General features: G+C 40.5%; 14 protein-coding genes. 4 read left to right on the plus strand and 10 right to left on the minus strand.

Annotation, left to right across the window (positions count from 1 at the left end; genetic code table 11):
* Positions 1-63: 63 nt before the first annotated feature.
* Positions 64-915 carry a helix-turn-helix domain-containing protein gene (locus ACESPO_RS06840; RefSeq protein ID WP_278887905.1) on the plus strand — a complete coding sequence of 284 codons (852 nt, stop codon included), beginning with the start codon at positions 64-66 and terminating at the stop codon, positions 913-915.
* Positions 912-1,796 (plus strand): helix-turn-helix domain-containing protein, encoded by an 885-nt coding sequence (locus ACESPO_RS06845; protein ID WP_016439512.1) that lies wholly within the window; start codon positions 912-914, stop codon positions 1,794-1,796. Before ACESPO_RS06840 ends, ACESPO_RS06845 begins: the two co-directional genes overlap by 4 nt.
* A 117-nt stretch (positions 1,797-1,913) precedes the next feature.
* Here ACESPO_RS06845 and gnpA read toward each other — a convergent pair whose 3' ends face one another.
* The 7 genes from gnpA to ACESPO_RS06880 form a co-directional block, all read right to left on the minus strand.
* Positions 1,914-4,079, minus strand: a complete 2,166-nt coding sequence (gene gnpA / locus ACESPO_RS06850; protein ID WP_016441323.1) for a 1,3-beta-galactosyl-N-acetylhexosamine phosphorylase — start codon at positions 4,077-4,079, stop codon at positions 1,914-1,916.
* Between the two features lie 433 nt (positions 4,080-4,512).
* Positions 4,513-5,166 carry a hypothetical protein gene (locus tag ACESPO_RS06855; protein WP_336305055.1) on the minus strand — a complete coding sequence of 218 codons (654 nt, stop codon included), beginning with the start codon at positions 5,164-5,166 and terminating at the stop codon, positions 4,513-4,515.
* 18 nt (positions 5,167-5,184) lie between these two features.
* Entirely contained in the window at positions 5,185-6,219 is a 1,035-nt protein-coding gene (locus ACESPO_RS06860; protein WP_008977131.1) for a M42 family metallopeptidase, read from the minus strand.
* Positions 6,220-6,409: 190 nt separating this feature from the next.
* A complete protein-coding gene (locus ACESPO_RS06865; protein ID WP_120105627.1) occupies positions 6,410-7,513 on the minus strand; it encodes a PucR family transcriptional regulator in 1,104 nt (367 codons plus the stop codon).
* A 27-nt stretch (positions 7,514-7,540) separates the two neighbouring features.
* Positions 7,541-8,890, minus strand: coding sequence for a glucose-6-phosphate isomerase (locus tag ACESPO_RS06870; RefSeq protein WP_008977139.1), 1,350 nt, complete (start codon positions 8,888-8,890; stop codon positions 7,541-7,543).
* Between the two features lie 65 nt (positions 8,891-8,955).
* Positions 8,956-9,768, minus strand: a complete 813-nt coding sequence (locus ACESPO_RS06875; RefSeq protein WP_009263398.1) for a hypothetical protein — start codon at positions 9,766-9,768, stop codon at positions 8,956-8,958.
* A gap of 153 nt (positions 9,769-9,921) precedes the next feature.
* Positions 9,922-10,617, minus strand: coding sequence for a 5'-methylthioadenosine/adenosylhomocysteine nucleosidase (locus ACESPO_RS06880; protein ID WP_009263399.1), 696 nt, complete (start codon positions 10,615-10,617; stop codon positions 9,922-9,924).
* A 194-nt stretch (positions 10,618-10,811) separates the two neighbouring features.
* Here ACESPO_RS06880 and ACESPO_RS06885 point away from each other — a divergent pair, with 194 nt between their 5' ends.
* A complete protein-coding gene (locus ACESPO_RS06885; RefSeq protein WP_008977142.1) occupies positions 10,812-11,054 on the plus strand; it encodes a TIGR03905 family TSCPD domain-containing protein in 243 nt (80 codons plus the stop codon).
* Positions 11,055-11,370: 316 nt separating this feature from the next.
* Here ACESPO_RS06885 and ACESPO_RS06890 read toward each other — a convergent pair whose 3' ends face one another.
* On the minus strand, positions 11,371-11,817 hold the full coding sequence (locus tag ACESPO_RS06890) for a DUF6147 family protein (protein ID WP_117578441.1): 447 nt from the start codon (positions 11,815-11,817) through the stop codon (positions 11,371-11,373).
* Positions 11,818-11,873: 56 nt separating this feature from the next.
* Positions 11,874-12,770, minus strand: a complete 897-nt coding sequence (locus ACESPO_RS06895; protein WP_117578443.1) for a DUF4367 domain-containing protein — start codon at positions 12,768-12,770, stop codon at positions 11,874-11,876.
* A gap of 177 nt (positions 12,771-12,947) precedes the next feature.
* On the opposite strand from ACESPO_RS06895, the gene murG reads away from it, so the two are divergent.
* Positions 12,948-14,012: an undecaprenyldiphospho-muramoylpentapeptide beta-N-acetylglucosaminyltransferase gene (gene murG, locus ACESPO_RS06900; protein WP_499788621.1), complete on the plus strand. Its 1,065-nt coding sequence runs from the start codon at positions 12,948-12,950 to the stop codon at positions 14,010-14,012.
* 58 nt (positions 14,013-14,070) lie between these two features.
* Here the strand turns inward: murG and ACESPO_RS06905 are convergent, their stop codons facing one another.
* Entirely contained in the window at positions 14,071-14,619 is a 549-nt protein-coding gene (locus tag ACESPO_RS06905) for an RNA polymerase sigma factor (protein ID WP_009263403.1), read from the minus strand.
* Positions 14,620-14,623: the final 4 nt, after the last annotated feature.

Raw genomic sequence — 14,623 nt, forward strand, 5'->3', positions numbered from 1 at the left:
CACCGATTCGTTTATTGCTTTTTTCAACAAACATCTATATAATAAACCCAAAGGAGACCTATTATGAGTAATCAAAATTATCGCCTGGAAGAGAAAAATTCCAAAAAAATCGATGTCCATCTGCTCTATATCACAGAAGCAAAATATGAGCAGGACTGGCATAGCCTTGCACATACGCATCATTTTACCGAATTGTTTTTTATTACCCACGGAACCGGAAAATTTACAATTGAGAACGAGTGTTTCCCGGTCAAAGAAAATGATCTGATCATTGTCAATCCGAATGTTTCCCACACCGAATCAGGCGGAACCGGCACTCCTCTTGAATACATTGTCCTTGGGATCAACGGACTGCAATTTACGGACAAGGACGAATTTACTAATTATACGATTCATAATTTCTTTCACTACCGCGAGGAGCTCCATTTTTACCTAAAAATGCTGCTCAAAGAGGTGCGGAAAAAAGAAGAAAATTTTGAATCCATCTGCCAGAATCTTCTGGAGCTGATCATCTGGAATATCACTCGTCAGACACAGACAACACTGTCCGTTGCTCCGACTAAGAAGATCACAAAGGAATGTCGGTTCATCGAACAGTATCTGGATGAACATTTCAAAGAAGATATCACACTTCAGACACTCAGTGACCTGACGTATCTGAACAAATATTATCTGGTACATGCATTTAAAAATTATAAAGGAGTTTCCCCGATCAACTACCTGATTGAGAAGCGGATTTCTGAGGCAAAACATCTGCTTGGCACTACCAATTTCCCAATTGCAAAGATTGCTTCCGTCGTCGGTTTTTCCTCTCAATCCTACTTTTCGCAGGTATTTCGAAAAGAAACCGGGCTTTCTCCGAACAAATACCGCAAGAGTATGGACTCACAAAATGAGGCAGGAGGTTTAGTATGATGTATAAAGGAACACTTCTGACGGACACCATATCCATCCACGAAGTATTCACCATCCATTATTTTGAATATATGAGCGATTTCTCTTTTGCCGGAGAGTCCCACAATTTCTGGGAGTTTGTCTTCGTCGACAAAGGCGAGATTGATATTTACATGGAAAGTATCCATGCACGTTTAAAAAAAGGGGAGGTCGCCTTTCACAAACCAAATGAATTTCACAGACTACAGGCGACCGGAAGCTCTGCTCCAAACCTTGTCGTTATCTCTTTCGAATGCAGTGATGCAGTGATGCAGTTTTTTGAAGGAAAGATCTTCTCTCTCGATGAAACCGAAAAGATTCTGCTCGGTGAGATCGTCAAAGAGGCGAAGACACTGTTCAACTGTCGACTGGATGACCCTTACCTTACCGAAATGACAAAATGCGAGCAGCCTCCGTTTGGTGCAGAACAATTTATCCGGATTCATCTGGAGCATTTTTTGCTCCATCTGCTTCGTCGCAAACAGGACAGTCCTTCTTCGACTCCAAAAGTGATCGCCTCCAAAGGCAATTCCGAAGTGTTTAACCGTGTGCTTGCTTATATGGAAAAAAATCTCTGTCTGCACCTGACGATCGAGCAGATCTGCCGCGACAATATGATTGGCCGCTCGCAGCTGCAAAAGATTTTCCAACAGAAAACCGGACTTGGTGTGATTGAATATTTTTCCAATATGAAAATCGATGCCGCAAAGCAAATGATGCGTACAGATTTAATGAATTTCACACAGATTGCCGAGAAACTGGGCTATTCTTCCATCCACTATTTTTCAAGGCAGTTCAAGAAAATCACCGGCATGACACCGTCCGAATATGTCTCGTCTATCAAAGCACTTTCAGAAGTCTAAGCATGAGGCTTTGAGTAAAACTTAGTAAAAATCACAAAACTTCTTATATAGAAAAGAACCTCCGCAGGTCAGCTGTCATATGCTTTCCCCCGGAGGTTTTTTCTATTAAAGATTTTACTAGATTTCGTACCAGATAATTTCATTTGCATCCAGATGAAGATCGAAACTGCTTCCATCTCCTCTGTATACTGTTGTATCCTGTGGCTCATAAGTATTATTTACTACACAGTATTTTCCATTCTTCACATATGCGTGCACTTCCACGTTGAAGTTTGTGCTGAACCATTTGTGAAGGTTTCCTTCGTCATGTGCAGACCAAAGGATAGAACGATACAGAAGACGGCTGTTCTCGAAACTGTATGGAAGCCCGCTGATGTAAACACAACGTCCTGCTCCAAAGTCATTGACTGCCATCTGCACTTCTTTGTCAATCTGTCTTAATACTGTTGTTCCGTCTAATGCAAAAATATTTTTCTGACCTTCCCCAAAGTCGATGTCCTTTGTGCAGTCTTCTTTGATGAAGTGGTCATGTTCTTCCCAATTGTATTTATCTGTATTTAAGTTAAATCCATTTTCTTTTTCTACACCGAGTGCGCTTGCAAGCTGGAAGTAACGTCCTTCCCACTGATAAGCTGTCGGCTCACCAACACCGATAAATCCGCCGCCATTGTAGATGAATTTCTTCACTGCTGTCACGATCTCTTCATCCGCCCATGCAGCTCCACCACTGTGTGCAGTGTAAGCTCCTCCGACATTAATGATAACATCGATATCGTCAAGGACTGCCGGATTCGTCTTAATATCATCAAAGCTGATAAAACGCACATCAAACGGCGCTCCGGAAAGCGTCTCCACAATTCCTGCGTAAGAGTAGTTCTGCTTCTGATATAAAGCATGATGTACCATGTGATTTCCCCATGCTCTCATCTTACCCCAGCTGTTGAGTACTGCAACAGTCTTCACGCAATATGGTGTTGTTCCTTTGATATTCTCATATAATGTACGGAATTCTTTACATACACTTTCTACATAATCGATAAATTCCGGAAATTCCAGTGCAAGCTTTAAGTAACCGCCGTATCCGATTCGATCGATCGGTTTTCTAAGGATTGCACGTCTTGCTGTTACCCAGTTCACCTTCGCCTCTTTGACCGGATCTCCGCCTTCGTGGAAAGTATCTGGGAAGAAATATGGGAGGAAACGTCCCTCAGTATATTTCACATTTGGAATATCGCTGATCAGACGGAGCGTAGAACCATTTCCAACACTTCCTACAACTGCATCCAGTCCGATGGATTTGAATTCGTCCATAAACGGCTCCATACCGATCCAGTGGTCTCCTAAGAACATCATTGCTTCTTTTCCCATCTCGTGCGTGATATCCACCATCTCTTTGGCAAGTTTTGCAACTTCTCTTCTCTGAAATGCCTGGAAATCCTTGAATTCTTTTGACGGAATCCGGTATTGATTGTTCATATATCCCTGATCAATAATATACTCTGGTCTGAATTTGTATCCCACTTCCTTCTCGAACTGCTCTAAAATATACGGGCTGACAGATGCAGAATATCCGTACCAGTCTACATATTTTTCTCTTGCCAGTTCATCGAAGATCAGTGTGAACTGATGGAAGAATGTTGTATATCGAATGACATCTACATGTGGATTGTCCTCGATAAACTTGCGGAGACGTTTCATGGAAAATTCTTTTGTCTTAGGCTGACGCACATCAAAAGTGATCTGCTTCTCCACACCTTTCCAGTCATTGACAACTGCGTTGTACATATGTACCGGATCCCACATAATGTATGCAAGGAAGCTTACGGTGTAATCATGGAATGCCTTTGCTCCATGAATCGTCACATCACCAGTCTCTTCACTGTAAGACCAACTATCTGTCGGAACAACTTCCCCTGTAGTACGGTCGATTACTTCCCACCAGCGCTTGATATCATCATGAGAATTTACCTTCAGCATATCTGGATATAAATGATCCATCAAATGAATCGAAAGCTCTTCCTCCACTGCTGTATGGAAAGAAGTCATAATATACATCTGCTGAATCTCATCCGGGTTCGCCTTTGCCCACTCATTATCTTTTCTTGTTGTATAATAAGTAGAATACACTTTTGCATCTACATCTCTTAATCCTTCCGGATAGTCTGTTCCATCACAATCACGAATCGCATCTGCCCCCCAGCGCTCCAGTAATTCCAGTGTCTCTGGTACAACATCAACATCTGTCGGGATCGTTACCCTTCCTCTTGTGTTTTCATTACCCATAATGTTTCTCCTTTTCTAAAAAATTCGCATTTTTCTAAATCTAGTATAACTTCTTCTCATAAGCAAATCTACGCAAATCTTGTTTACAATATTATAAATATTGCTATATCCTTACATTTTAACAATTTTCTTCTCTTTTTCCATAATCCCCGGTCAAATCTCCACTCCAAAATACTCTCCTGCCAAAATACTTTTAAGTACTACCGCTGTCTTTTCCAGATTCATCCTGGAATTGTCTTTGTTTCCCATCTTTCTTATGGTAGAATAAATTACAGAAACAAGTGCCAAATCCACTGTAAAAATTGGGAGTTTCCAATGAATTTCTATCGAATAAAAAGACAGCCAGTTTTTCAAAAATCTGATCTACAGACTTTTGAAATCTTGACTGTCTTTTCTCTCTTTTCCCGAATCACATCGCCGCTAAGCAAGCAATTTACTCGAATAGAAATTCTACAAATGCTTTCGCATGTTCTCGATGTTCCGTGTAAGAAAATACTCCGATATACGCATCTTCATACCCAACGATTCCATATTCCTCTGCGAGCTTACTTTGGTTGGCAAGCATATAATTTTCTCCAACCTCCTCTGCATGTTCTTCGCAAAATTCACTTCCCATTAACTCTTCTACACTTAAAAAAACACCATCCTGATCGTATGTTGCAAATGTTTCTTTATCACAAACAAAAATATCCGCGGTTCTTGCCCCCATTACAACAGATAGCTTCATCGTACTGTTATATGTCGTCTGATTTCCTTCTCCGGTATAGACGGAAGTATCGATCGTGATAATCTGATTCTTGTCTTTGATTTTCAGTGCTTTCCGCAAATCTTGATTTAAATTTTCTGTACTCGGCACAGAAGAATTGACGATTACCACATTTAATAGCTCTTCTTTCTGCAAGTTCTTGTACCAGTTTACCCCAAACACTCCGAGTGCAATCACTGCCACTGCCACCACAAGTACCCATTTGTAATAAGTGAAGAAATATTCGATTCGCTTCTTCCAGCTCATCGAAGCTACTTTTTCCCTCTCTAACTGCCACTTCTCTTTCCTTGTCAGATCAGACTCATGTTTCTTTTGCATCATTCATTTCCCTGCCTTACCTTATTTCAGAACATAATTCAAAGCAAGTTCGAATGTCTGTTTCATGCCGTCTTTGTGTGTTCTCTCATATCCATGTGAAGCATATACTCCTTGTCCGATCAATGCATATCTTACATCCTTACCAGATCTAAGCGCTGCTCCTGCGTCGGATCCATAAGATGGATAAATATCAACTGCATAATCGATTCCATGTTCCTTTGCCACTTCGATCAGCTCATTTGTCATTTCAAAATGATATGCTCCGGAACTGTCTTTTGCACAGATGGATACTTGTTTTTCCGTACATGCCAGATGATCCCCGACACATCCCATATCCACTGCCAGAAGATCTTCAATCTCCTCTGGGATTCCTGCTGACGCCCCATGTCCAATCTCTTCAAATGTCGTAAAGAACAGCTGTACATTTCTTTTCAGACATCCCGGATGCTCGCTCACATATTTTGCGATTCCAAGAAGAACTCCCGAAGAAGCCTTATCATCCAGAAAACGGCTCTTAATATATCCTTTTTCTGTCACTTGAAATCTTGGTTCTACCGCAAGAAAATCTCCGGCACAAATGCCCAACTTCTCTACGTCTTCCTTGGAAGTGACATCTTCATCAAGAACTACTTCCAGATTTGTAAATTTACGCTCTGCGTTGACATCTGGATTTACATGCACAGAAGCATTCTCAAGCTGGATTGTTCCCTCATACACCGCACCACTTCTTGTAATGACACGCACATTTTCTGTCTCAATATTATTTGGGTTCAATGTCCCATTGGAAATTGCAAGACGTCCATTCCCTTTAATATAATGTACAAATGCGCCTAACGTATCTACATGTGCAAGCATCATCAACGGATTCCCCTCTCCGCCAAGATTTGCAATTACACCGCCTTTTCTCAGCGTACGAACTTCAAACCCCATCGCCTGTATTGTATCTACAAGATATTTCTGTACATTGTAATGATAACCTGTCGGGCTGTCGATCCCGATCACTTTCTCAGTCTGTTCCACGATGTATTCGTGATATTCATGATTCTGATGTGCCATAATAAAATCCCTCCATTATTTTTACAATACAAGTATTATAACAAATGGGAAGAGCATTGACTAGAGTTGTTTGAAAATATCCTTCTATTCATTTTTACTTCCTCTATATGCTGGCAGACAAAAAAATATTCCAAACATTTAGAAACGCAGCTTTCTGTTCTACGCTTCCAAATTATTCGGAATATCTTTTTTATTTTTTAATATGGCTTGCAACCATCATCGCAATCTTAAATGTAAGTGCATCATCAAACACACGCACATCCAGCCCTGTCGATTTCTGAATCTTTTCCAAACGGTACACAAGTGTATTTCTGTGAATATATAATTGCCTTGCTGTCTCCGATACGTTCAGATTATTATCAAAGAACTTATACACGGTAACCAAAGTTTCCTCATCAAACTGCTCAAAAGCGTCTCCGTTAAATACTTCCTGCAGAAACATCTCGCACAGTGAGACCGGAAGCTGGTGGATCAGCCTCCCAATTCCAAGCTCATTGTATGCCAGTATCGTCCGTTCACTGTAAAAAATTCTTCCCACATCCAGCGCCATCGCAGCCTCTTTATAAGACTTAGAAACATCTTTTAACTCTTCCACCACAGTTCCATAGGCAACACGCACTTTCATCATCGCCTCAGCGCTCAATGTATCAGTGATTGTCTTTGCAATATCATTGATTTCCTTATACCCGTCTGTCACCTCGAGATGTTTGATAAAAATAATATGCCCTTCATCCACCGCCGTAATGAAATCCTTTGTTCCCGTCGCATAGAGCCCGCGCATTGTCTCCATAACAATGCTGTCTCCTTCTTTTTTAGGCTCAATCAGAAAAACAACTCTCCGTGCTTCAATTGCGATTCCGAGCTTCTTTGCCCTATTATAAATATCTACCAGAAGAAAATTGTCAAGAAGAAGATTTTGCAGAAAATTATTCTTATCCATCCGTTCATGGTAAGCCATGATCAAATTTCTAATCTGACTTACACACAACCGGCCGATCACCTTTATGTCATCCCAAACTCCATGGATCATCAGAACATATTCCAATTCATTCATATGGTTCAAGATTGGAAAAAATGCTGCCTTCTCCTCAACCGCCTCTGAGAGTTCTTCCGCGTCTTCCTCCATCTGCTCTTTCCATTTGGAAAGATAGATTTTGACCTGCTCCTTGGCGCTCTCATCTGCCCCTGATGTTTTCACAGCAATCATTCCTTCTGCATTCCATAAAGATATTTCTGCTGCCACAATTTCTTTCATCTCATTGATCGTTCTCTGTAATATCTGTCTTGATAACAACTTGCCACTTCCTCTGTCGTTTCCTAATTATAATCTCTTTAATAATTCTTCACGTTCTTTTTCAAACCCAGGTTTTCCAAGAAGCGCAAACATGTTTTTCTTATAGCTTTCTACGCCCGGTTGGTCAAATGGATTCACTCCTAATAAATATCCGCTCACACCGCAGGCAAATTCAAAGAAATAGAATAACTGTCCGAGATAAAATTCATTCTGCTCCGGAATATGTACCATCAAGTTTGGAACATTTCCATCTGTATGAGCAAGAATTGTTCCATTCATCGCACTCTTATTGATAAAGTCCACAGACTTTCCTGCCAAATAATTTAATCCGTCAAGATCCACCGGCTCTTCGTTGATCAGAATCTCTTCTTTTGCAGTTTCCACATCTAAAACGGTCTCAAATAAAATTCGGCTTCCATCCTGAATGAACTGTCCCATAGAATGTAAGTCTGTTGTCAGGTCTACTGCTGCCGGGAAAATTCCTTTTTGGTCTTTTCCTTCGCTCTCCCCGTAAAGTTGTTTCCACCACTCTGAAACATAGTGAAGGCTTGGCTCATAATTTGCTACGATTTCAACTGCTTTTCCTTTGCGAAGTAAAATATTACGGATTGCCGCATACTGCAACGCACTGTTTTCTGAGAACTCCGCTTCCAGAGCCTCTTTTCTTGCTGCCTGTGCACCTTCCATCAGCTTTTCAATATCAGCTCCACTAACTGCGATCGGAAGAAGACCTACTGCTGTCAGAACAGAGAAACGTCCTCCAACATCATCCGGAACAACAAATGTCTCATATCCTTCTTCTGTTGCAAGGTTCTTTAAGGCTCCTCTCGCCTTATCTGTAGTTGCATAGATTCTCTTTCCTGCCTCTTCTTTTCCGTATTTCTTCTCAAGTAATTCCTTGAATACTCTAAATGCGATTGCCGGCTCTGTCGTTGTTCCTGATTTTGAAATCATATTGATCGAAAAATCTCTGTCTCCGATCACATCGATCAGATGTCTGATATAAGTACTGCTGATGCTGTTTCCGACATAATAAATCTCAGGTGTTTTGCGCATTTCCTTGGAAATCACATTATAAAAGCTGTGCCCTAAAAATTCATTTGCAGCCCTTGCTCCAAGGTAAGAACCACCGATTCCGATCACAAGAAGCACTTCTGAATCGCTCTGAATCTTTGCTGCCGCCTTCTGAATGCGTGCAAATTCTTCTTTATCATAATCTACCGGAAGATCGATCCAACCAAGAAAATCATTTCCTGCCCCTGATTTGGACACTAATTTTTCTCTTGCAGCTACTGCCAGTTCACTCATATACTCTACTTCATGCGCATTGATAAATTTGCTTGCTTTTGAATAGTCAAATCTTACTTTATTTGCCATCGTTATCCTCTCCTTCTAAATATGCCTCATAATCATATTTATTTTATCAAATGGTCCTCTGTTTATCAAGCCAAAAACTCCTCTAAGATATCCCGGATCATTGCCTCCCGTTTCAGGTCATTTTCCATTTTATCCATAACTTCCTCAGATTTTCTCTCTTCCTGCTGTGCTTCCGCAAATAATTCTTTCTCTTTTCCACCTCTGTTCTCCCGCATTTCCATTTGAGCTTGATCCACAGTCTGTTCTTCAGTCTTTGCCTGCGCCAGATTCTCCTGCCGATCCCACTCCTCCGATGGGTTACCGTCTACCTGCTGAGCGGACTGCACTTCTTCCTTGTCTCCCCGCATTTCCTGCCTCGCTGCTTTTTGATACCGGTGTGCACATACATTTTGAAGATAATCCACCATGTAGACATGAAGCATTTCCACTTTATATTTTTCATCCGTTGCCTGACAAATCAAAAACAGAAGTACCATTTCAATCGCTCCAAACGCACCATACCGAAATGCCTGCTCTCCCATTCCATAAATACTGTAACTAAGCAATGCCCCTATGAGCCCCAAAATCCCGACAAATCTCATCGACTGCCGCTCCAGCTGCTGCCATGTATGCAACCGCAAACCTACAGACCGATATTCATGAATAAATTTTTCTACAAATGCACCTACATTGTCCACCTTGTCACTGACCATACATGCATGTTCAAATTTTGCACGAACAAGCTTCATAAAGCGATGACTGCTCTTTGACATATTTTCTGCAGCCTTCACCAAACTCCGAAGTGTCCCTTCCGAAACCAGTTTACTGAGTATCCCAATTCCTCCGATCACCCCCATTAGATAAAAAATCATCTGTGTGTCTAACATTGTCTTGAACATAAAAGAGTCCCTCCTTCTTCTTTCTTCTCATTACTGATTCTGCGTTCATTATAGACCAGGAATGTCCGAAGAAAAAGAGGAGCGACTCTTGAATCGTTCATCAAAATTCGACAGAATCGTTTTTCTTTTCTCATTCTGTCTTTTGCTTTTTTCTTATAAACGTGGAAGCAGATTCTGTACAAGCCTTACAGAATGCTCGATTGCCTTCTGCTCAAATGCAGGATAGTCCATCTCCGCACTGTTGTCGGCTTTGTCCGAAATTGCTCGAAGAATGACACACGGAATTTTGTTCAAATATGCCGCATGCGCGATGGACGCACCTTCCATTTCCACACAATCTGCGCCAAATCGCTCAGTAATCCTCTGCTTTACTTCCGATTCTGCGATAAACTGATCTCCACTGGCGATTCGCCCTGTAAATGTATGAATATCTGGATTTGCTTCTTCATTTGCTTCTTTCGCAAGCTTTGCAAGTCTTTCATCTGCCGGAAATGCCAGGACATCCATGTTTGGAACCTGACCAACCGGATCCCCAAATGTGGATGCATCCACATCATGTTGTACCGCATCTTTGGAAATCACAATATCACCAATATCAATAGCTGCATTTAAAGATCCTGCAATTCCCGTATTGATCAAAAGATCTACTCCAAATCTATCTACAAGAATCTGTGCACAGATTGCTGCATTTACCTTCCCGATTCCACTCCGCACAACAACAACTTCCTTGCCGCAAAGCATTCCTTTGCAGAAAGTCATAGAAGCCTTCTCCACCACTTCACTAATCTCCATCTTCTCTTTCAGAATTGCTACTTCCTTCTCCATCGCACCGATAATTCCTATGATCATCTCTTTTCCTCCTGTTTGTATCATTTTGTTTCTCAATTATAGCAAAGATTTGCTCCAATACCTAGTGTCCTGGCACATTTATTTTCAGATGGGCATGTTATCTGGCGCAAATCCTTCAACAGACTGGTATTTTTTTTGCCCTTTTGCTATAATAAAAAAGAAACATTGAATCTAAATGAAAGTGAGGTGCTATTATGGAATACAAAACACACGGTGTCTGTGCCAGAGAAATTAAATTTGACTTAGACGGAGATACTATCAAATCCGTAGAATTTGTTGGAGGCTGCTCCGGCAATACACAGGGAGTTGCCCGTCTCGTAGAAGGTATGAAGGTAGACGATGCCATCGCACGTATGGAAGGAATCCGCTGTGGTGCAAAATCTACATCCTGTCCAGACCAGCTTGCACAAGCATTAAAAGAAGCTACTGGAAAATAAAAAACAACAGAGACAAACATACAATCTTTCAAGTCTTCATGCAGTTTGTCTCTTTCTACTTTTACTCATTTTACAAAGGGACCATCTCAGTCTCTGCATCCCAATATGTAGTATTTACCTTATTATTTTGGTTTTTTAGTGTGGCGTTTTCTATTGGAAAATGACAGGTTTTTGCAGGTATGAAAATCATTCCCCAAACATACCGGGTGCAGAGACTGAGATAGTCCCTTTGCCTTAACTCTATTCAGTTTTCTTATGACAAGTTTGTAATTCCATTATGGATACGTAAATCCATAAATCACATACTAGTTACAAATTAGCCCATCCAAATTCCATTTGTGAAAGAATTTGCTATATCTGTGTTGGCAGAATGGATTCCTCTGGCGCGGTAATAATAACCTCTTGGAACATTTAAAACTTTACTTGTGCTTGCAATCGCCGTATTATAAGCAGTTTCTCTCCATGTATAAACTTGTGACCAAGATCCGTTATTATATTGCTCTACAATTACAGCAACTTGAACTTTATCCACAATTCTCTGTGCGGTTGTATCTCCTCCTGCTGCAACAGTTCCTTTCCCCGCATTTCTTATTGTTGTTGTTCCTTCCATAAGATACTGACCTCTTGCATGCTCGCTTGTACTTCCCTCTGCCATTATATCTTCAGTTAGCTTTGAACTAGCCTGTACATCAGTGGCATTTATCAAATTCATACTTACGAGAATAGAAACTGCTGTAAAAAACATTAATACTTTCTTTTTCATCTTTATTTCCTCCTCTATTTAAGTAAACAGATGAGTCCCAAAAAACTTACGCATTTTTAAGAAAAAAATAAATTTTCTACAATTTTTTCCATTTCTTCTCTATTTATTATCCCTCTTAAACGATATAATACGTCTTGTCTTTCAAAAGTAACACTATACATACTTTGTTCTATACTCTCAACTTGAAACTCTCTAATGCTAATTTCCACTCCATCTTTTTCCTTCTTATAAGATTGTAGCAAATTATCTTCTGTTGAAATACTTCTAGCTACATCACTATACTGATAACAAATTTCATATTCCAATATCTGTTCCTGATATAAATACAATAATTTTGCAGTCCCCAATTCTTTTTCTATAACACATCTATCAAACTCCATCCCCGCAGGCATATACTGTAACTGCACAGGCTCAATTCCTAATTCTTCTTTAATCTGTTCGTATGCCTCTTTCTCGCTCACATCTGTTGTCAGAATTCTATCTTCACCTTCTGTATCAACGGTCACTGTATTCTCATTCCCCAGCACCAGATCCGCAACTTTCAACCAGTATGGTCTGCCTCCAAGACTTGTCATGCCAATCCCCAATACCAAAACCATCGTTGCGGCAACAACAAACACTGCCCTTTTTTTTCTTGGAAAATGGAATCTTTTTCTCGCTTTCTTTGCTTTCTTCTTTTCCTCAGCCGCTCTCCACCTGAAGTAAGATTCCCGATCTTCTTTAGAAAGTTTCTCACAAAACTCTTCTATACTGATCCCAATCTCCTCTGACTCTTCACTAGGAGCATCTGTCCGATTCTTTTCATATTCTTTTATGCTTTTTGCCAGTGCTTCCCGCAATGTGTCTGGCGCCTGAACTTCTTTTAAAGATTCATTTGAAAGAACTTCCTTTTCTATTTGTTCCGCCTCTTTTTCCATCTGCTTCTTCAAAAACTGCTTGAATTTTTCTTCCATCTGCCACCTCTCTTTCTCTCAAAAGGAATTTTATTTTTTTATCTCATTTATATACGGCAATAGAATTTTTTACATGCGCTTCTCTTTTCTCAACCTTCACTATTTTGTTTTTTCTTGACATTTTCTCAAATCTGTTTAATATGATTCTTAGATATAGAAAAGATTCGGAGGAACATCATGAAACGTATTATTCTTACCGGCGGAGGAACTGCCGGACATGTAACACCTAATATTGCCCTTCTTCCCCGTTTAAAGGAACTCGGGTATGATATTCAATACATCGGCTCTTATAATGGTATGGAAAAAGGGCTGATCGAACCGCTTGGCATCCCATATCATGGAATTTCATCAGGAAAGCTCCGCAGATATTTCAGTTTGCAGAACTTTACAGACCCATTCCGTGTATTAAAAGGATTTGGCGAAGCAAAAAAACTGATCAAAGAACTACAGCCAGATGTCATTTTTTCCAAAGGCGGCTTTGTAACCGTTCCGGTTGTAATGGCTGGGAAAAAATGTAAAGTCCCAACGATCATTCATGAATCTGATATGACCCCGGGACTTGCAAATAAAATTTCGATTCCTGCCGCCACAAAAATCTGCTGTAACTTTCCGGAGACATTAGAACACCTGCCAAAAGAAAAAGCGGTCTTCACCGGCTCTCCGATCCGACAGGAACTTCTCACGGGAAATGCTGATGCCGCATTAAAATTCTGTGGCCTTTCCGCAGAGAAACCAGTCATTCTAATCATTGGAGGAAGCCTCGGCTCCGTTGTCGTCAACAATGCAGTCCGCGAGATTTTGCCTGATCTTCTCAAAGATTTTCATGTGATCCACCTCTGTGGAAAAGGCAAGGTAGACGATTCTCTCAAGTCCTTGGAAGGATATGTTCAGTTTGAATATATTAAATCCGAATTGAAAGATTTGTTTGCCCTGGCTGATGTAGTGATTTCTCGTGCGGGCGCCAATGCCATCTGTGAACTGCTCGCTCTGCATAAACCGAATCTCCTGATTCCACTTTCTGCAAATGCAAGTCGCGGAGACCAGATTTTGAACGCTCGCTCTTTTGAACGGCAAGGATTCAGCAAAGTTCTCGAGGAAGAGGAATTAAATAAATCCACCTTACTTGATTCTTTGCAGACATTGTTCCGCGACAAGGAATCTTATATCAAAGCGATGCAGCAATCCAATCAACAAAATTCCATTGACACAATTATTGAACTGATTGAATCCGTGTGCAAATAGTCGGATGCTTTCTAAAACGTCAGGGGCTGTCACAAAATATTTTCGTGACAGTCTCTTTTTAGATCAGCTTTTCAAATTCCTCTCTATAATTCTTTGTAATCCACTTTCTTGCTCGGTAAAGCATCTGATACAGAGCATTTAGCTCTATTCTCATTTTCACTGCAATGTCTTCCTGCGGTACTTCATAAATATACGCCAGCACCACTGCCTGCCACCATCTCGGATTTTTCTGATATAGCTGAGTAAAAATTTCTTTCCGTAACAATGTATGCTTTTCTTCTTTTGTTTTTATAAACACATTCTCTTCTGTACTGCGGGCAGCTTCCCTCATATCACATAATTCTACGATATTCTCGTCTGTAAGCTCCCATTTTACCTTCTCCTTATAGTTCAACACATAATTTTTTGCAGTTGTAATCAGCCAGGACTTTATATTTCCTCTTTTTATTTGTTCAAACTGAATATATAACTGCATAAATGTATATTGAGAAGCTTCTTCTGCCACATAGTGATCTCCGGAGTAATTCAACGCTGTTTTGAAAACGAGATTTACATACTTGTCATATGCCGTATTAAAATCTATATTCTCACTTAATTTCTGACTCACTCAG

The organism is Coprococcus sp. HPP0074, assembly GCF_964238105.1.
In the GTDB taxonomy this organism is placed as follows: domain Bacteria; phylum Bacillota; class Clostridia; order Lachnospirales; family Lachnospiraceae; genus Faecalimonas; species Faecalimonas umbilicata.